General features: G+C 60.7%; 15 protein-coding genes. 8 read left to right on the top strand and 7 right to left on the bottom strand.

What is annotated here, in order from left to right; all coding sequences use genetic code 11:
* Positions 1-205: 205 nt before the first annotated feature.
* Genes DXB53_RS00975 through DXB53_RS00965 form a run of 3 tightly spaced genes read left to right on the top strand, consistent with a single transcriptional unit; the run spans position 206 to position 4,431 of the window.
* Positions 206-712 carry a MarR family winged helix-turn-helix transcriptional regulator gene (locus DXB53_RS00975; RefSeq protein WP_117582977.1) on the top strand — a complete coding sequence of 169 codons (507 nt, stop codon included), beginning with the start codon at positions 206-208 and terminating at the stop codon, positions 710-712.
* Positions 705-2,519 (top strand): ABC transporter ATP-binding protein, encoded by a 1,815-nt coding sequence (locus DXB53_RS00970; protein WP_117582976.1) that lies wholly within the window; start codon positions 705-707, stop codon positions 2,517-2,519. The genes DXB53_RS00975 and DXB53_RS00970 overlap by 8 nt, the downstream gene beginning before the upstream one ends.
* Positions 2,512-4,431, top strand: coding sequence for an ABC transporter ATP-binding protein (locus DXB53_RS00965; protein WP_117582975.1), 1,920 nt, complete (start codon positions 2,512-2,514; stop codon positions 4,429-4,431). Before DXB53_RS00970 ends, DXB53_RS00965 begins: the two co-directional genes overlap by 8 nt.
* Before the next feature lie 304 nt (positions 4,432-4,735).
* On the opposite strand, the gene DXB53_RS00960 is transcribed toward DXB53_RS00965, so the two are convergent.
* Positions 4,736-5,614: a LysR family transcriptional regulator gene (locus tag DXB53_RS00960; RefSeq protein WP_117582974.1), complete on the bottom strand. Its 879-nt coding sequence runs from the start codon at positions 5,612-5,614 to the stop codon at positions 4,736-4,738.
* Between the two features lie 232 nt (positions 5,615-5,846).
* On the opposite strand from DXB53_RS00960, the gene DXB53_RS00955 reads away from it, so the two are divergent.
* The 4 genes from DXB53_RS00955 to DXB53_RS00940 all read left to right on the top strand — a co-directional run bounded on the left by DXB53_RS00955 (position 5,847) and on the right by DXB53_RS00940 (position 11,496).
* On the top strand, positions 5,847-6,728 hold the full coding sequence (locus tag DXB53_RS00955) for an SDR family NAD(P)-dependent oxidoreductase (RefSeq protein WP_117582973.1): 882 nt from the start codon (positions 5,847-5,849) through the stop codon (positions 6,726-6,728).
* A 66-nt stretch (positions 6,729-6,794) separates the two neighbouring features.
* Positions 6,795-8,051, top strand: coding sequence for an MFS transporter (locus tag DXB53_RS00950; RefSeq protein ID WP_117582972.1), 1,257 nt, complete (start codon positions 6,795-6,797; stop codon positions 8,049-8,051).
* A 70-nt stretch (positions 8,052-8,121) separates the two neighbouring features.
* Positions 8,122-9,162 carry a Gfo/Idh/MocA family protein gene (locus tag DXB53_RS00945; protein ID WP_117582971.1) on the top strand — a complete coding sequence of 347 codons (1,041 nt, stop codon included), beginning with the start codon at positions 8,122-8,124 and terminating at the stop codon, positions 9,160-9,162.
* 186 nt (positions 9,163-9,348) lie between these two features.
* Entirely contained in the window at positions 9,349-11,496 is a 2,148-nt protein-coding gene (locus tag DXB53_RS00940) for a Tex family protein (protein ID WP_117582970.1), read from the top strand.
* A 381-nt stretch (positions 11,497-11,877) separates the two neighbouring features.
* On the opposite strand, the gene DXB53_RS00935 is transcribed toward DXB53_RS00940, so the two are convergent.
* The 5 genes from DXB53_RS00935 to DXB53_RS00915 all read right to left on the bottom strand — a co-directional run bounded on the left by DXB53_RS00935 (position 11,878) and on the right by DXB53_RS00915 (position 15,887).
* The gene (locus DXB53_RS00935; protein ID WP_233503772.1) at positions 11,878-12,582 is read right to left on the bottom strand and encodes a transaldolase; all 705 of its coding nucleotides are present in this window, start codon (positions 12,580-12,582) and stop codon (positions 11,878-11,880) included.
* 324 nt (positions 12,583-12,906) lie between these two features.
* A complete protein-coding gene (locus DXB53_RS00930; RefSeq protein ID WP_089573144.1) occupies positions 12,907-14,298 on the bottom strand; it encodes a PTS ascorbate transporter subunit IIC in 1,392 nt (463 codons plus the stop codon).
* Between the two features lie 71 nt (positions 14,299-14,369).
* The gene (locus tag DXB53_RS00925; protein ID WP_022094539.1) at positions 14,370-14,645 is read right to left on the bottom strand and encodes a PTS sugar transporter subunit IIB; all 276 of its coding nucleotides are present in this window, start codon (positions 14,643-14,645) and stop codon (positions 14,370-14,372) included.
* A 75-nt stretch (positions 14,646-14,720) separates the two neighbouring features.
* Positions 14,721-15,167 (bottom strand): PTS sugar transporter subunit IIA, encoded by a 447-nt coding sequence (locus DXB53_RS00920; RefSeq protein WP_117582968.1) that lies wholly within the window; start codon positions 15,165-15,167, stop codon positions 14,721-14,723.
* A gap of 9 nt (positions 15,168-15,176) precedes the next feature.
* Positions 15,177-15,887: a transaldolase gene (locus DXB53_RS00915; RefSeq protein WP_117582967.1), complete on the bottom strand. Its 711-nt coding sequence runs from the start codon at positions 15,885-15,887 to the stop codon at positions 15,177-15,179.
* Between the two features lie 348 nt (positions 15,888-16,235).
* On the opposite strand from DXB53_RS00915, the gene DXB53_RS00910 reads away from it, so the two are divergent.
* Complete coding sequence (locus tag DXB53_RS00910; RefSeq protein WP_158548938.1) at positions 16,236-17,027, top strand: DeoR/GlpR family DNA-binding transcription regulator; 792 nt, start codon at positions 16,236-16,238, stop codon at positions 17,025-17,027.
* Between the two features lie 45 nt (positions 17,028-17,072).
* Here DXB53_RS00910 and DXB53_RS00905 read toward each other — a convergent pair whose 3' ends face one another.
* The gene (locus tag DXB53_RS00905; protein ID WP_158556473.1) at positions 17,073-17,900 is read right to left on the bottom strand and encodes an HAD-IIB family hydrolase; all 828 of its coding nucleotides are present in this window, start codon (positions 17,898-17,900) and stop codon (positions 17,073-17,075) included.
* Positions 17,901-17,940 lie beyond the last annotated feature (40 nt).

Genomic DNA, 17,940 nt, shown 5'->3' with positions numbered 1-17,940 from the left:
GCCCCCTTAATGAACCTATCGAAAACTCCGGGATACGCCGTGGCCCGCTGAATCTACGCTGCGAAGACTGTCCAAGATTCCCCTGGCACCGGCACCCCAGCACTGCCACAAAATCGATTCGGTACCTTGACAATCAGTTAGGTACCTCTAGAATCACTTAGGTACAAAACAATTTCTCTACCTAACTAAAGAAAGGAGCAACACCATGTGCGACGAATGCATCGACCTCTGCCCCCATACGCCGGGCGGCGACCCCATCGAGCCTGCAGATTCGCCCGAGGCGCAATCGCAATCGGATGCACTTGCCAAGCGCATCCTTAACGGGCTTGGCTTCTGCGGCCATTACATGCACTTTCATGGCGGAGGCGTATCCGGCAAGGCGCCCATCATCTGCCTGCTGGCCAAGCAACCCGGCGGCGAGATGTCGCAGCAGGAGCTCGGCATGCACTTTGACCTCAAGCCGGGATCGCTTTCCGAGATCCTGTCCAAGCTCGAGCTCAACGGCCTCATCGAGCGCAGCCGTAACCCCAAGGATCGACGGCAACTCACCATTCGCCTGACCGAAACCGGCCGGGAAAACGCCCGCATCGACCAGGCGGCCCGCATCCGCTTTAGAGAACGGGCCTTTAGCGCGCTCACCCACGACGAGCGCGAGGACCTCGCCGAAATGCTCGATAAAATCCGCGTAACCTGGGAGGAACTGGATGATTAAAACCCTCATGGGAAGCATCCGCGACTATATGAAAGTCACTGTTGCCACGCCGCTGCTCGTGCTTGGCGAGGTGCTCTGCGAGATGCTGATTCCATTTATCACCGCCAACCTGATCGACGCCATCAAAGACGGCGCCACCGTAGCCGAGATGCTTCCCACCGCAGGCTTTTTGGTGCTCATCGCGCTGACGTCGCTTGCTTTTGGCGCCGCGGCCGGCGTCACCTGCAGCCATGCGAGCTGCGGGTTCGCCAAGAACCTGCGTCACGACCTGTTCTACAAGATCCAGACGTTCAGCTTTGCCAACATCGATGAGTTCTCGAGTTCCTCACTCGTCACGCGTCTGACCACCGACATCAACAACGTTCAGCAGGCCTTTATGATGATCATCCGTATCGCCGTGCGCGCGCCGCTGGTCTTGATCTTCGCCTTTACCATGGCATTTATCATGGGCGGCAGCGTCGCCATGGTCTACCTGGTCATCATTCCGCTGCTGGGCTTTGGACTGTTCTTTATCATCTTTAAGGTGCGCCCCATCTTCTCGCGCGTGTTCCACAAGTACGATGCCCTTAACGAGTCCGTCGAGGAAAACGTCACCGGCATGCGCGTGGTCAAGAGCTATGTGCGCGAAGACTTTGAGAAGGAGAAGTTCGCGACCGCCGCGCGCGACGTCCAGATGGACTTCACCCGCGCCGAGAAGCTGCTCGCCTTTAACAACCCCATAATGAACATCTGCGTCAACGGCGCGTTTGTCGTCATCATCTACCTGGGCTCCAAGCTCATCATCACGAGCCAGGGCACGCTGTTCGACGTGGGCCAGCTCTCCTCGACCTTTACCTATGGTTTCCAGATTCTCATGAGCCTGATGCAGCTGTCGATGATCTTTGTCATGGTGACCATGGCCGACGAATCGGCACACCGCATTGCCGAGGTGCTGGCCGCCGAGCCCACGATCGCCGATCCCGCCGAGCCCGTGCTCGAGGTTGCCGACGGTTCCATCGACTTTGACCACGTGAGCTTTAAGTATTCCAAGCATGCGAAGCGCCAGGCGCTCGACGATATCGACCTGCACATTACGAGCGGCGAGACCATCGGCATCATCGGCGGCACCGGCTCGGCCAAGTCCACGCTCGTTAACCTCATCGCCCGCCTGTACGACACCACCGAAGGCGCTGTGCGCGTGGGCGGCGTGGACGTGCGCGACTACGACCTGGACGCGCTGCGTCACCAGGTCGCCATGGTGCTGCAGAAAAACGTGCTGTTTAGCGGCACCGTCGCCGAGAACCTGCGTTGGGGCGACCCGAACGCCACCGACGAGGAAGTCCGCGAGGCGGCGCATCTGGCCTGCGCCGACGAGTTTGTCGACGGTTTCCCCAAGGGCTACGACACCTGGATCGAACAGGGCGGCTCTAATGTTTCGGGCGGTCAGAAGCAGCGCCTGTGCATTGCACGCGCCCTGCTGCGTCGCCCCAAGATCTTGATCCTGGACGACTCCACCAGCGCCGTCGACACCAAGACTGACGCCAAGATTCGCGCAGGTCTGGCAAGTTATCTGCCCAACACGACCAAGCTCATCATCGCCCAGCGCATCAGCTCCGTGCAGGACGCAGACCGCATCATTGTCATGGAGGGCGGCCGCATCGCACAGATCGGCAACCACGAAGAGCTGCTCAAGACGAGCGAGATCTACCGCGAGACCTTTACCTCTCAAAACAAGATGTCTGCCGAGGGCGAAGGGGCCGTCGAGGCCGACACCGAGGCATCCGCAACGCAAGCTCAGACCCAGGAAGGAGGCGAGGCACATGAGTAAGGCAACGACCGCCGAGCGCGCGCTCAACCGCAAGGGCGGCACCATGTCGCGCCTCATCAAGACGCTCTTTGGCTTCTATCCTGTGCTTTTGCCCCTCGTCGTCGCCGGCGTGGTGCTCTGCGCCATCATCAACTCCATCGGCGCGACCTTCCTGCAGAGCGCCCTGCAAATTATTAGCGAATCGTGGCAGTCGGGCGATTGGGAAGCCGCGCAGCCCAAAATCGCACAGCTCGTGACCACCCTCGCCTGCATCTACGGCGTCGGCGTCCTGTCCTCGCTCTTCTGGAACCGCGCCATGGCTATCGTCACGCAGGGCTCGCTCGAGAAGCTGCGCGAGATGATGTTCAACCGCATGCAGGACCTGCCGATCCGCTACTTCGACACGCACCAGCGCGGCGATATCATGAGCCACTACACCAACGACATCGACACGCTACGTCAGATGATCAGCCAGTCGCTGCCCAACCTGCTCATGACGATCATCATCATCGTCACGGTGTTCTTTATCATGCTGTACTACAGCGTGTGGATGTGCCTGGTCATCATCGCCGGCGTCGCCTTTATGACCTTTATGACCAAGCTGCTCGGCTCCAACTCCGCGCGCTTCTTCATTGCGCAGCAGACCGAGCTCGGCGTGGTCGAGGGCCATATCGAGGAAGTCATGAACGGCCAGAAGGTCGTCAAGGCGTTCTGCCACGAGTCTGCCGCCGAGGCCGATTTTGACGAGCGCAACGAAAAGCTCTTCGAGGTCTCCCAGAAGGCCAACATGTACGCCAACATCCTCATGCCCATCCTTATGAACCTGGGCAACCTGCTCTACGTGCTGGTCGCACTGGCGGGCGGCATTTTCCTGGCGCTGGGCGTACCCAACCTGAGCATCTCGGGCATGGCGCTGTCCATCGCCGTCGTGGTGCCGTTCCTCAACATGACCAAGCAGTTCTGCGGACAGATCGGCCAGATCTCACAGCAGATCAACGCCGTGGTCATGGGCCTCGCCGGCGCCGACCGCATCTTTGAGCTCATCGACGAGGAGCCCGAGGCCGACGAGGGCTACGTGACACTCGTCAACGCGCAGGTGAACCCCGAAACCTGGGAGCTCGAGGAGGCCGACCACCACACCGGCATGTGGGCATGGAAGCATCCGCACCGCGCAACCGGCGAGATCGAGTACGTACCGCTGCGCGGCGACCTGGTCATGGATAACGTCGACTTTGGTTACACGCCCGACCACGAGGTGCTGCACGGCGTGTCCGTGTTTGCCAAGCCGGGCCAGAAGGTCGCGTTTGTCGGCGCCACCGGTGCCGGTAAGACGACCATCACCAACCTCATCAACCGCTTCTACGACATTGCCGACGGCAAGATCCGCTACGACGGCATCAACGTCAACAAGATCCGCAAGGCCGACCTGCGCCGAAGCCTGGGCGTCGTGCTGCAGGACGTCAACCTGTTCACCGGCACCGTGATGGACAACATCCGCTACGGCAACCTGGACGCCACCGACGAGGAGTGCATCGCAGCGGCCAAGCTCGCGGGCGCAGACGACTTTATCACCCGCCTGCCCGACGGCTACGACACCATGCTCACCGGCAACGGCGCACAGCTGTCGCAAGGCCAGCGCCAGCTGATCTCGATCGCCCGCGCCGCCGTCGCCGATCCGCCGGCGATGATTCTGGACGAGGCTACGTCGAGTATCGACACCCGCACCGAGGCCATCGTGCAGGAGGGCATGGATAAGCTCATGGAGGGCCGCACGACGTTTGTCATCGCGCACCGCCTGTCCACCGTGCGCAACTCCGACGCGATCATCTGTCTGGATCACGGCCGCATCATCGAGCGCGGCAACCACGACGAGCTGATCGCCAAGCGCGGGTATTACTACCAGCTGTACACGGGTGCATTTGAGCTGGAGTAGGAACGGTTACTGACGGAGGGTGCCCCGGGGCGTCGGGGTAATTCCTCCGTGCTCAAACATTCTCGCTTCGCTGCGAAACTGCGCGCGGAGGAAATACCCCGCCGCTCCGGGGCACCCTCCTGCGCGCAATCAGCCCGTTGTTTAAAACGGAATAAAGGTTAGTGAGGCCCTGGCCGTTTGGCCAGGGCCTCGTTTTGTTAGTCTTTTTGGGACGGGGCTTTTTGACTACTTTGAGGGTGCGCAGGCAGGGCGGCAAAAGTAGCTAAAAAGCCCCGTCCCAAAAAGACTACCCGCGCCAAATGAGCTAGTTGAGGAGTTGGGCCATGGCGTTGACGAATTTTTGTACTTGGAGGGTGGGCTCGAGCGGGTAGTGCAAGAAGACCGGCACCTCGCGGCCACATAGGAACGGCACGCCTACAAAAGCCGGGTGCACGCCCGACCATGCGCCGCAGGTGAGCACCGCGTCGCCCTTTTCCTCCGCCTCGTTAAAGAGTGCAAAGTCAAAGCTATCCACATCGATCACATCCACGCCGCCGTCTGCCAAAAGATCGATACGCAGGCTGTCCATAGCGTCGTTGCCGTGGCGGAGCACGCGCAGACGCATGCCCTCCAAGTCGGCGACCGCAATGCGATTCTTGCGCGCCAGCGAGCTCGTGCGCGGCAGGTCGATATAAAACGGCACGTTGACAATGCGGAGCTTTTGGCAGGCGTCACCCCAGCGCGGGGTCGAAAAACTCGACTGCACCACATCGACCTCGCGGCCCAAGCTGCGCATGACGGTCTCGCGCTCGTCATAGAGGTCGCTTACCGGCACGATCTCAAATCGCAGCGACGGTTCCAGATCGTGGATGCCCGACCACATCGACAGCGTCTGGCGCCCCGGGCACATCATCGACACGCCCAGACGCACGGCACCGCCATCGCCCGCCGCGCGTCGGGCGCGGCGCAGCGCGTCCTCGGACTGCCGCATGATCGAGCGCGCGTCGTCCACCAGCAGAGCGCCCGCCGGCGTCACCTTAACACCAGAATGCGAGCGCTCGAACAACGTGATGCCAAACTCGGCCTCGAAGCCCGACACCTGCTTGACGAGCGCCGGGGTCGACACGCGCAATTTTGCCGCCGCCCGTGAGAAGCTTCCCAGCTCCGCGGCGGCCGATATGGCCTCGAGTCGTCGATCGTACACGTCAATCTCCCGTTTCCAGACGCATGGCAATGAACTGCCGAAGGGGGTCGTTTTGGCAGGTCACGCGCTCAATTGAGAAAAACTGCATCGCATAGTGTAAACCTACGGTTAACGCCATTCTAACAAATATGCAATTCACCTGCGCAAATGCAAAGCATACGATAACCAGCGAAAACCACGTGGGTCGATTAATGGGAGCGACCCACCGGGAGGCACAAGAAGGGAAGTTCCTATGAGCAACTGGCTTAAGCTCGAGGGCGATGTCTGCGCTGTGACCGGCGCACTCGGCGGCATGGGCGTCGAGATCTGCCGCGAGTTCGCCCGCAACGGCGCCAACGTCGTCCTGCTCGACCTGGACGAGGAGAAGGTCAAGGCCGCGGCCGCCGACCTCGCCGCCGAGTTTGGCATCCACGCCGAGGGCTACAAGATGAACGCCACCGACGAGGCCGAGGTTCAGGCCGCTGTCGATGCCACCATCGCCGACTTCGGCCGCGTCGACGTCCTCGTCAACACTGCCGGCATCCTGCGCTTCGCAGCCATGGAAGACCTGCCGCTGAGTGACTGGAACGAGGTCCTCAACGTCAACCTCACCGGCTACTTCATCACCTCGCAGCGCTTTGGTCGCGAGATGATCAAGGCCGGCCATGGTCGCCTGGTGCACATCTCGACCGTTGCCAGCCACTCCCCCGAGACGTTCTCGGGCGTGTACAGCTCCACCAAGGCGGGCGTCAACATGATGTCGAAGATGTTGGCTGCCGAGTGGGGTCCCTACGGCGTGCGTTCCAATTGCGTCGAGCCCTGCTTTGTTAAGACCCCCATGTCGGCGAGCTTTTACGCCGACCCCGAGGTCGAGAAGAGCCGCAGCCGTCTCATCGCCACGCGCCGCATCGGCGAGGTCAGCGATATCGCCAACGCCGTCATGTTCCTGGCGTCCAAGCGCTCGGACTTTACCACCGGCGACGCCATCAAGGTCGACGGCGGCTTCTCCAATATGATGGGCGACCTCACCGCCAAGCCCGGCGGCCGTCGAGCCTTTGCCGACAACTACCTCAAGAACAAGGGTGTCGAGCTTTGGTCCGACGAGTCTGGCGTCGCAAAGCCCACTGACCAGTAAACCAGCCTGACAGGGAGGCCCCGCGGACGTGTCCGCCCCTCCCCCGCATCGATTAGAAAGAGTCCAATGGCTTCCACCAACTCCAACAAGGGTCGCGCCGTCGTGCTTTCCGCCGCGTGCGTCACCATGTTCTTTATCAGCTCCATCGCGCTGTATTCCGTCGTGAGCAAGAACCTGCTCGCCGTCTACCCCGAGTGGTCCAGCGCCCTTACCTGGGCTTTCCCGGTCTTTCAGACCATCATGGCCGTGACAGGCATCTTCGCCGGCCGCATCTCCGATAAGATCGGCCCCCGCAACGTCGTGATCGCCGCCGCCGTGTGCTACGGCCTGGGCTGGTTCATGTCTGGCACCGTCACCGAGCCGTGGCAGTTCTACCTGTGGTTCTCGCTCGTCGCCGCCATCGGCAACGGCCTGGGTTACAACCCGGCGCTCACCACCGGCCAAAAGTGGTTCATCGACAAGAAGGGCCTGGCCTCCGGCATCACCCTGGCCGCTTCGACCGCCGGCCCCGCCGTGCTGTCCCCGGTGCTCGCCTCGCTGCTCATCCCGAGCCTGGGCATCTTTGGCGCCCTCAAGGCACTCGGCGTCATCTTCTTTGCGATGATCGCCGCCTCCGCCCTGTTCCTGAAGGCCCCCGAGGCCGGTTGGCTGCCCGAGGGCTTCGAGGCCCCCAAGGGCGGCGCACACGCCGGCACCTTCGGCGACCTCACCCCGGGCGAGATGGTCAAAACCCCGCGCTTTTGGATCCTCATCGTCACCTTCGCCTTTGCTGCCACTGCAGGCACCCTGCTCGTGGGCAAGGTTGCCTCCATCGCCGCCGTCCAGCTCTTCGCCGACCCCACGTGCGCCGCAGCTGTCGCCCTCGGCGGTGTAGTGGTCTCCGTCAACACCTGCGCCAACCTGGTCGGTCGTCTGTCCTTTGGCCAGATCATTGACAAGCTCGGCGCCTACAAGTCGCTGCTCATCAGCCTTGTCGTCACCATCGTCGCGCTCGTCATCATGTCGATGAGCTTTACGCAGAGCATGTTCTTTGTGGCGCTCGCCCTGCTCGGCTTTAGCTTTGGCGCCCTGCTCGTCATCTACCCGCCGCTTACCGGTGGCGCCTTTGGTACCAGCAACATCGGCGTCAACTACGGCATCATGTTCCTGGGCTACGCCGCTTCCACCTGGATCAGCCAGCCCATCACCGCCGTGCTGTATCACGCCGAGGCCGGCAGCGCCGCCTACCAGCAGTCCTTCTACGGCGCCATCGTGATCGCCGCCATCGCCGTCGTACTCACCGTCTACATGATGGTCTCCGACAGCAAGAAGAAGTCCGCTTAGTTTTACCGATGTGACATGAGGGACCGTCCCTTTGTCACATTCCACCAGCCACCAGCATTAAGGAGTCGAAATGTCTGAGCTCAACCCCGTCCGCATTGCCGTCATCGGCGCCGGCGCCATGGGCCGCAACCACATCCGCTTTGTCACCGAGGAGCCCGAGGCCGAGCTCGTCGCCATCGCCGACGCCTTTGAGGGCGCCCGCGCCACGGCCGAGGCTGCCGGCGTGCCGTTCTTTACCGATCCCGCCCAGATGATGGACGAGGTCAAGCCCGAGGCCGTCATCATCGCCACCCCCAACGACCTGCATCTGGGCGTTGCCCGCGAGGCCGTGAAGCGCAACATCGTGCCGCTGGTCGAAAAGCCGATCTCCAATGACCTCGAGGATGCCCAGACCTTTGCCGCCGAGGCCGAGACCGCCGGCGTGCCCGTGCTCGTGGGCCAGCACCGTCGTCACAACCCCTTCGTCAACAAAGCCAAAGAGATCATCGAGTCCGGCGAGCTGGGCAAGCTCACCGTGTCGAGCTTCCACTACATGATCTATAAGAATGACGAGTACTTCGATGTCGAGTGGCGCCGCAAGAAGGGTGCCGGCCCGATCCTGGTTAACCTGGTTCACGACGTCGACCTGCTCCGCTATCTGCTGGGCGAGCCCGTCGCCGTCCAGGGTATGCAGTCCAGCGCCGCCCGCGGTTTTGAGACTGAGGACTCCGCCGTGGTCAACGTCCGTTTTGCCGATGGCGCGCTCGCAAGCATGACCATCTCCGATGCCACCGCCAGCCCCTGGAACTGGGAGGCCACCGCTCGCGAGGACCCGCAGTACCGTCCCTTCGACGCCGACGCCTACTTTATCGGCGGAACCTTGGGCGCCCTTTCGCTGCCCCGCCTGCACCAGTTCTCCTACAACGGTGCCTCCAACTGGCACAAGCCGCTGCAGATGGAGATCCCGGCCGTGGACCCGGCGCTGCCGCACAAGATGCAGCTCAAGCACTTTGTGAAGGTCGTCCGCCGCGAGGTCGAGCCCGTCGTGACCCCCGCCGACAACGTTAAGACGCTCACGCTGCTTAACGCCATCAAGGAGGCCGCCGAGACCGGCCAGCTCGTCGAGCTGTAATGCCTTAAGAGCGGCCGCGGCAGAAACCCCATGCCGAGTCCCTCGGTCCGCCACAAATAAGCCCCTCTTCTTTGCCCCACGAGCAGCCTCCTGCCCGCGGGGCTTTTCTTTGCAGCCGCGGCGCGCGGGCGGGTGGTAGACTGGGTGGCTCATGCACCTGTAACGTACTCACAGACAGGAATTCCCATGGATCTTATCGCCCAGCTCGCCCGCGAGCTCAACCTTAAGGCCGCCAATGTCGAGGCGACCGTCAAGCTCATCGACGAGGGCAACACCATCCCCTTTATCTCGCGCTACCGCAAGGAAACCACCGGCGGCATGGACGACGTCGCCCTGCGCGCACTCGACGAGCGCCTGTCCTACCTGCGCAATCTTGAGCAGCGCAAAGAGGACGTCATCCTGCTCATCGACGCACAGGGCAAGCTCACGCCCGAGCTCGAGCAGCAGATCCGCGAGGCCACACAGCTCCAGCGTGTCGAGGACCTCTATAAGCCCTACCGCAAAAAGCGCATGACCCGCGCGCAGAAGGCCCGCGAGGCAGGTCTGGAGCCGCTTGCCAACATGATCATCATGCAGGCCTCGGCCAAGGGCAGCGCGCTCGACGCCGCCGCGGAATACGTCAACGAGGAGGCCGGCTTCGACACACCTGAGAAGGCGCTTGCCGGCGCCGCCGACATCGTGGCCGAGACGGTGGCCGAGGACCCTGAGAACGTCGCCGACCTGCGCGCCTTTACGCAAAACACCGCCGATATCGTCGTCGAGGCCACCGACCCCGCGGAGAAGACTCCCTACGAGCCTTACTACAACTTTGACGAGCCGCTGCGCCGCATCCCTAACCACCGCGTGCTGGCTATCGACCGCGGTGAGCGCGAGGGTAAGCTCCGCGTGCGCGTGAACGTCGACGGCGCTGCCGCCACGGCGCGCCTCGGCAGCCGTTGGCCCCGACGCCAGGGCGTGTTTGCTCCCATCTTCGATGCCGCCATCGCCGATGGTTACAAGCGCCTCATGGCCCCCTCGCTGGAGCGCGAGGCCCGCGCCAAGCTCACCGTCCGCGCGCAGACCGAGGCCATCAACGTCTTTGCCAAGAATCTTGAGGGCCTGCTCTCGGCACGCCCCGTGCGCGGCGCCCGCGTGCTCGCGCTCGATCCGGGCTACCGCACTGGCTGCAAGGTCGCCGTCATGGACGAGACCGGCAAGCTGCTCGACCACGGCGTGGTCTACCCCACCAAGCCGCGCCACGACGTCGCCGGCACCAAGCGCGAGCTCGCCCGCCTCGTCAAGAAGGACGGCGTCAACACCATCGTCATCGGCAACGGCACCGCCAGCCGCGAGACCGAGGAAGTCGTCTCGGAGTTCATTGCCGAGCAGGCGCCCAGCCTTCGCTACACCATCGTCAACGAGGCCGGCGCATCGGTGTACTCCGCCTCCGAGCTCGCCAGCCAGGAATATCCCGACCTGGACGTCACCGTACGTGGCGCCATGAGCCTGGGCCGCCGCCTGCAAGACCCGCTGGCAGAGCTCGTCAAGATTCCGCCCCAGTCCATCGGCGTGGGTCAATACCAGCACGACCTTGACCAGGCCGAACTCTCGCGCACCCTGGGCCACGTGGTGGAGGACGTCGTTAACCGCGTGGGCGTCGACGTGAACACCGCGAGCGCGAGCCTGCTGGGATACGTATCGGGCATCACGCCGAGCGTGGCCAAAAACATCGTGGCTTTCCGCGAGGAAAACGGCGCCTTTACCGATCGCCGCCAGCTCAAGAAGGTCCCCAAGCTGGGACCCAAGGCGTACCTCAACGCCGCAGGTTTCCTGCGCATCAGCGGCGGCAAGAACCCGCTCGACGCGACAAGCGTCCACCCCGAAAGCTACGAGGTGGCCACGGCCGTCCTGGAGCGCGCCGGCGTTGCGGCAAGCGAGCTCAGCCGCGGCGGCGTGCCCGACATCGAGCGCCGCCTGGGCAGCATCTCGACGCTGGCAAGCGACCTGGACTGCGGTACCCTCACGCTCATCGACATTGTCAACGAGCTCAAGAAGCCCGGCCGCGACCCGCGAGACGACGCGCCCGAGGTGGTCTTTAGCCGCTCGGCACTTTCCATCGACGACCTGGAACCCGGCATGGAGCTCAAGGGCACGGTGCGCAACGTCGTCGACTTTGGCGCCTTCGTCGACGTGGGCGTGCACCAGGACGGCCTCGTGCACATCTCCAAACTGGCCAACCGCTTCGTCAAGCACCCAAGCGACGTGGTGCGCGTCGGCGACACGGTCAAGGTGTGGGTCGAAAAGGTCGATCGCGACCGCAAGAAGATCTCGCTCACCATGGTGCAGGGGAAATAAACCGCCAAAGCAAGGGTACCCCCTGTAGCAGCGTGCAAAATCGCGAGTATTCTGCAATTTCCGCCGCTCCGAACGCTCCTCAGAGGCAATAAAGTCACAAACAGCCCCCGTTTTAGCGTCGTCAGAGCCAAAACGGGGGCTGTTCCGTGCTTCAACCAGCTGGTAAAAGCCTTTACCTTGCTGAATACTCTCAATTTTGCACGTCGCAGGCGGGGGTACCTTTGCCTACGGCAGGATATGGAAGCCGAGTGCTAACTTGCCGGCAAGCTCGTGTCGGCAGCCCCGGCCTTTCCTTTACCTAGCGCGACCCTCGCGAAGCGCGTGAGCGATAGGGAAAGGAAAGGCCGGGGCGAACAACCCGCGGCGCAGCCAGTGTTCGCGTTACGGCAGGATATGGAAGCCCAAAGCGGCGATATCCTTGGCAAAGCCGCGCACGGTATCGAGCGAAACCTCATACGGGTCGCGCCCGATGTTCTTGCGCTTGGCCAGGATACTGTTGGGCACCGTGATGATCTGACAACCGCAGGCCTCGGCCTGGTAGATGTTGATGAGCTCGCGCGTGGATGCCCACAGGACCTCGCAGTTGGGCTTGGCGGCGGCCGTCTTGACCGACTCCGTCACAAACGGAATGGGATCGACGCCGGTGTCGGCGATGCGACCGGCAAAGAGCGAGATGATGGACGGCGTCTCGGCGTCAACGGCCTCGACCATCTCGTCGACCTGCGTAGGCGTAAAGATGGTGGTGACGTTGACCTTGATGCCGTCGGCCGAAAGCTTGTGCACCAGCTCGGCGGTGGACTCGCCCTTGGTGGTCACGCACGGAATCTTGACGTAGACGTTCTCGGCCCAGGCAGCAATCTCGCGGGCCTCGACCTCCATGGTCTCGACGTCGTCGGCAAAGACCTCAAACGACACGGACACATCGGTGATGTGGGCCAGGACCTCCTTGGCAAACGCGCGGTAATCCGTCACGCCGCCCTTCTTCATAAGGGACGGGTTGGTCGTGAAACCCTGAACGTTGCCGCTCTCGTACATGTCGAGCATGCCCTCGAGGTTTGCACCGTCAGCGAACACCTTGATTGCCATCTGCCTGATTCCTTTCGTTAGCATACGGCCGATAAACTGCTAAACACTTTATCTACGTTTATCAAGGCGTGAACTGCGGTTTTTTATCTTCTCGGCGAACGGTTTTGCAGATTTACCATTTTTATATCGACGCCCCAGCGGCAAAACGTTTTTGCCGATCATTGCGTTTGATTCCGTTCACGGAACAGAAGCAGCGCCTCGCCGGCTCATATTCACAATCGCTCCAAAGCAAAAAGCGGTGACGCCTCGATTGAGACGTCACCGCTTCCGTGTAGGAGCCGGTTATCGGAGCTCCGCCCGATTAGGGCTTAACGTATGCCTGGATTACTCTTCCTCAACGTGATTGATCACAGCACCCTTGGTGTGGATGAAGTTGGGGACGAAGGCAACGACCAGAAGGACAGCGAGAATCGCGTAGACACCGGTGGTACCGAAGGCCTCGGCAGCGCGGCCAAGCGTAATACCAATGACGGAGAAATCGAAGTCGCCGAACGTAGTGTTCTTGAAGCCAAAGACGTCAAGAACGGGCAGGAGCAGGGCCGGGGCAAAGGTGATGAGCAGGCCGTTGACGAAAGCGCCAAGAGCTGCGCCCTTGCGACCGCCGGTAGCATTGCCGTAGATGCCCGCGGTAGCACCGCAGAAGAAGTGGGGAACCATGCCCGGGATGATGAAGATGCCCAGGGTAGCGCCCACGATGAACATACCGACCACGCCACCGATAAAGGAAGCGACAAAGCCGAGGATGACGGCGGTGGGAGCATAGGGGAAGAAGACGGCGCAGTCGACGGCGGGGATGGCACCGGGGATCAGCTTGTTGGAGATGCCCTGGAAAGCCGGGACCAGGTCGGCAAGGATCATACGAACGCCGTTATAGACGATGGTGACACCAACGGCGAAAGACAGAGCGCAGGTCAGGGCATAGACAATCACGTTGTCGCCACCAGCGGTCTTGGTAACGACCGCAGGATCTGCAATGTAAGCGGCGAAAGCGGTAACCAGGTAGAAGAAGGCCATGGTAAGAGCCGTGGAGATGGTAGTGTCGCGCAGGAAGGCGAACTTCTCGGGAACCTCGATCTTCTCGGTGCTGTTCTCCTCGGCGTCCTTAGCAAAAAGCGTACCGACTGCAGCGGAGATGTAATAGGCGAGTGAACCGAAGTGGCCCATGGCGATTTCATCGCCATCGGTAACCTTCTCGGTGAAACGCTGACCAACGGCGGGAAGCATAGCGCTCACGAGGCCCAGGAACATGCCGCCCACGATGACAAGCTGGACATCCTGGAAGCCAGATGCCTGCAGAACGGCAGACAGCAGGCAGGCCATAAACATGCTGTGATGGCCCGTCAGGAAGATGTACTTAAACTTGGTAAAGCGGGCAATGATAATGTTCACGACATAGCCGAGAATCAGGATCATCATGGTCTGAACGCCGAGGACGCTCTGAGCCATCGAAACGACGACCTCGTTGTTGGGCACGACGCCGGTGATGTGGAAACCGGTCTCGATGAAGGTACCCAGCGGAGCAAGGTTCTCCTGAACAACAGCGGCGCCGGCAGACAGCATGATGTAACCAAGAATGGGCTTCAGGGTGCCCGTCATCACCTTGTGGGCAGGACGCTTAAGCGCGACAAGGCCCACAAAGGCAAATAGACCCATAATCCACGCTGGCTTGGTCAGAATCGATTGGATAAACTCAAGTATGGGAAGGATGGCTTGCATCTGCGCTTCCTTTCTCTCTAACGTGGGCGCGTTTCCCTCTTCCACAGGGAACCGCCCTTTTTTGTGCCGCTTTAGGCGTTAGCGGCGGCCGCCTTGATTGCCTCGAGGGCGTCTTCGCGGATCTTCTTCTTGTTCACATAGCTGCGAACGATCACAACGTTGCCGTGGAGCTCGGGGGCGAGTTCCTTAACGGTGATGAACAGATCCGGATTTGCGGAAGAAGCACCGTTCAGGTCCATAGACTCAACGTCGGCCTTGATGCCCTCCTCCTCGCAAAGCTCCTCGACTTTGCCAGCGAGCATCAGGCTGGACCCGATGCCGTTTCCGCATACGGTGATGATATGCATGGCAACCTTCCTCTCCTACACGTGACGGTTTTCCGTCTATCCAAAAGCGGCGACGCATCGCCGTGCCATTAAGGCCTAAAAGAATGAACGCATGGTCTCCAAAACCTGCTCGGGCGTATCGCATGCGCTGAGCTTGGCAACGCAGTCCTCGTCCTCGAACATCTGCGAAAGCTCCGCCAAGCAGCCAAGATGAGCCTTGGGGTCGGGTGCGCAAATACCCACGAGCACGTGAACCGGATCGAAATCCTCGTGTCCAAACGCAACGGCTGGGTCAAGCGTGACGATACAGATTCCCGCTTCGCTCACATTGCCATCTGCCTGAGCGTGGGGCATGGCGATGCCCTCTTCCAAGACCATATAGGGGCCGAATTTGTGAACCGATGAAATCATGGCGTCAACATAGCTCTGATCGCATTTGCCAGCGTCTACGAGCAACTTACCGCATGCCCTGATCGCTTCCTCCCAGTCGGAGGCCTCGACGTGGCAGGCAACAAGCTCGGGCTTAAGAAGATCGGTCAGCATGCTCGTCCCCTACTCCTCGGGCAGGATATGAAAACCAAGCGCCTGAATGTCGCGGGCAAAACCCTTGACCGTATCAAGCGAGTACTCAAGCAAATCTTTCCCGAAATTCTTGCGCTTGGCAAGAAGGGCATTGGGGACCGTAATGATCTGGCATCCAACGGACTCCGCCTGGAAGATATTGAGGACCTCGCGCGTAGACGCCCAGAGAACCTCGGCAGCAGGCTTAACGGCAGCCTTCTTTACGGACTCCGCCATGAGGGGCAGCGGATCGACGCCGGTATCGGCAATGCGACCGGCGAAGATGGACAGAATAGAGGGGGTCTCAGCAGAGACGGCATCGACAAACTCGTCGACCTGTTCGGGCGTGAAGATCGTGGTGACATTCACCTTGATGCCGTCGGCAGAAAGGCGCTTGACCAGCGCGGCAGTGGACTCACCCTTGGTGTTGAGCGCCGGGATCTTAACGTAGACGTTGTCTGCCCAGGTTGCGATCTCGCGAGCCTCGGCTTCCATACCTGCCTCGTCGTCGGCGAATACCTCAAAAGAGACCGACACATCAGTAATGTGCTCAAGAACCGTCTTGGCAAAAGCGCGGTAGTCGGTCACGCCGCCGGCCTTCATAAGGGAAGGATTGGTCGTGAAGCCCTGAACGTTGCCATTGTCATGCATGTCAAGCATGCCCTCGAGGTCAGCGCCGTCGGCAAACACCTTGATCGCCATGTTCGGTCCTTTCTCATCTAACACTATTGCTATCGAAAGCCTTCTTCTTTGTTTCAAAAGCTTTTCGGTTTTCTTTTATAAACTATTTCAAAAGCTATCGAAAGCTCAATTGTCAACTTTCCGTGAACGGTCGAATATCGGGCGTGAACGTACTTCTTTTGGGCGGCACCTTCAGAATGAGACTCTTTATAGCCCGTTTACGTGCGAACTATCTGCTACGCATGCATTTGTGACATGCCATTCCGTTCTTTTGATTCATTCGAATTTGCCTTGTTCTTTTCATATCGATACGTTATATTTCGATTACGAAAGGCGCATCTTTTACCTTTTGTTCAAAAGGAGCGGCATATGGCATCTACTTCAGACCTTTCACCGGCCGAGCGTCAGCGATTTATCATGAATTGGCTGGCCGAAAAGCCAAATATCTCGGTATCCGACATCGTTCGCCGTTTTTCGGTTTCGGAAGTCACCGCACGGCACGACCTCATCTCGCTGGAATCCGAAGGCAAGCTGCGTCGCGTACGCGGCGGAGCGGTATCGCTTTCTCGCTCCAACGCAATCTCGTATCCCGAGGAGCGCATCAATGTCCAAGTCGAGGCCAAGGAGGCCATCGCCGCAACCGCAGCAACTCTTGTTGATGATGGCGATGTTCTGGTAATTGATATCGGCACCACAGGCTTTTACTTCGCTAAGGCCCTCATGGACAAGCGTGAGATCACCATTATCACCGGCGATCTTGCAATCGCGAACTACGCCAGCTTCAATCTCCCCAATGCTTCGGTAGTGCTGCTGGGCGGCTCCGTGCGCAAGGGGCACCTCTATCTCGCGGGCGCACTGACGCTCGACTGCATGAGCAAACTACATGCCGACAAGGCGTTTGTCAGTGCCGACGGATTCCACCCCGACCACGGCTTTACCGTCGAGCACGACTTCTCGGCCATGATCAAGCATATGTACCTTACCAACTCAAACCAGGGCTACATGATGGTTGACCAGGGAAAGTTCAACAAAACCAGTTTTTATCAGTCCGCGCAGATCGATGACCTCGACGGCATCATCGTTGATGGAGACGACGAGGGCATCATGACGGCGGCGATCGAGAGCAGTCGCAGTCATCCCAAGCTCTATATTGCAAAATAGCTCAAATGGCCGGGTCGCCCCCACTGCGGGCGACCCGGCCATTTATTAAATCAACCCAAAATGCTGCATCGCGGTGACGGTGCCGTCGTTCGCGACGTCGTCGGTCACGTAGTCGGCGACCGCCTTGACCTCGGGCATGGCGTTGCCCATGGCCACAGCCGTCTCGACGGCAGCGAGCATGCCCAGGTCGTTGCCCGAATCGCCGAAGCCAAAGGTGCGCGCATTTCCCTCGCGGCCCAGATACTCCAGCGCTCGCGCCACACCCACGCCTTTGTCAATACCCTTGGGGCTCAGCTCGCGATTCTGGCCGCCGGTATTGCACAGCTCAAAGTTGCGGTCGATAAAGCCATCGTCGTTGGCCACGCGAGCCAAGCCGGGCGCGTTAAGGCACACCTTGCCCACGCGCAGACGACCGTCGATGCGCATTTCCTCGGCGCTGTGCACCGCAGCAGCGCCGATCAAAGACGACTGCTCAACGCCCGCAGGCTCCAGCGCAAAGGTCGCAGCATTGGCCTCGAAAAAGGCCTCGAACCCTGCCGCAACAATGCGACGCGCAAGCTCCTCGACAATACCCTCGTCAATGCAATCCTCGTGCACCACACGCCCCTCGACCTCGAGCGTGGCGCCCGCCATGGCCACGACACCCGCAGGGTCGAGCGCGCGCAGGCTGTCCGCAATCAGCCACAAGGGGCGACCCGTGCAGATAAACGCCTTGTGCCCTGCGTCGCGCAGACGATGAAACGCCTCGATGACCGCCTGCGAGGGATGCACCGCCGAAAAGTCCTTATCGGTCATATCGTCGGGATCGAACGACGTCAGCGTGCCGTCCACGTCAAAAAAGAGCACGGCGGAATCGGGGCACGCATCAATCATATGGGTTCCTTTCGGGGGCGAGAGTAAACGAAGCATCCAT

Origin of the sequence: Collinsella sp. OM04-5, assembly GCF_003439125.1 — a bacterium.
GTDB lineage: Bacteria > Actinomycetota > Coriobacteriia > Coriobacteriales > Coriobacteriaceae > Collinsella.
This window is presented reverse-complemented; position numbering and strand designations above follow the sequence as displayed.

What these genes read in the sequence shown, in the direction of transcription:
- DXB53_RS00950 (WP_117582972.1), top strand. Translation starts at nt 6,795, where the DNA reads ATGGCTTCCACCAACTCCAACAAGGGTCGCGCCGTCGTGCTTTCCGCC.
- DXB53_RS00920 (WP_117582968.1), bottom strand. Translation starts at nt 15,167, where the DNA reads ATGCTGACCGATCTTCTTAAGCCCGAGCTTGTTGCCTGCCACGTCGAG.
- DXB53_RS00930 (WP_089573144.1), bottom strand. Translation starts at nt 14,298, where the DNA reads ATGCAAGCCATCCTTCCCATACTTGAGTTTATCCAATCGATTCTGACC.
- DXB53_RS00910 (WP_158548938.1), top strand. Translation starts at nt 16,236, where the DNA reads ATGGCATCTACTTCAGACCTTTCACCGGCCGAGCGTCAGCGATTTATC.
- DXB53_RS00935 (WP_233503772.1), bottom strand. Translation starts at nt 12,582, where the DNA reads ATGGCAATCAAGGTGTTCGCTGACGGTGCAAACCTCGAGGGCATGCTC.
- DXB53_RS00915 (WP_117582967.1), bottom strand. Translation starts at nt 15,887, where the DNA reads ATGGCGATCAAGGTGTTTGCCGACGGCGCTGACCTCGAGGGCATGCTT.
- DXB53_RS00975 (WP_117582977.1), top strand. Translation starts at nt 206, where the DNA reads ATGTGCGACGAATGCATCGACCTCTGCCCCCATACGCCGGGCGGCGAC.
- DXB53_RS00940 (WP_117582970.1), top strand. Translation starts at nt 9,349, where the DNA reads ATGGATCTTATCGCCCAGCTCGCCCGCGAGCTCAACCTTAAGGCCGCC.
- DXB53_RS00925 (WP_022094539.1), bottom strand. Translation starts at nt 14,645, where the DNA reads ATGCATATCATCACCGTATGCGGAAACGGCATCGGGTCCAGCCTGATG.
- DXB53_RS00970 (WP_117582976.1), top strand. Translation starts at nt 705, where the DNA reads ATGATTAAAACCCTCATGGGAAGCATCCGCGACTATATGAAAGTCACT.
- DXB53_RS00905 (WP_158556473.1), bottom strand. Translation starts at nt 17,900, where the DNA reads ATGATTGATGCGTGCCCCGATTCCGCCGTGCTCTTTTTTGACGTGGAC.
- DXB53_RS00945 (WP_117582971.1), top strand. Translation starts at nt 8,122, where the DNA reads ATGTCTGAGCTCAACCCCGTCCGCATTGCCGTCATCGGCGCCGGCGCC.
- DXB53_RS00965 (WP_117582975.1), top strand. Translation starts at nt 2,512, where the DNA reads ATGAGTAAGGCAACGACCGCCGAGCGCGCGCTCAACCGCAAGGGCGGC.
- DXB53_RS00955 (WP_117582973.1), top strand. Translation starts at nt 5,847, where the DNA reads ATGAGCAACTGGCTTAAGCTCGAGGGCGATGTCTGCGCTGTGACCGGC.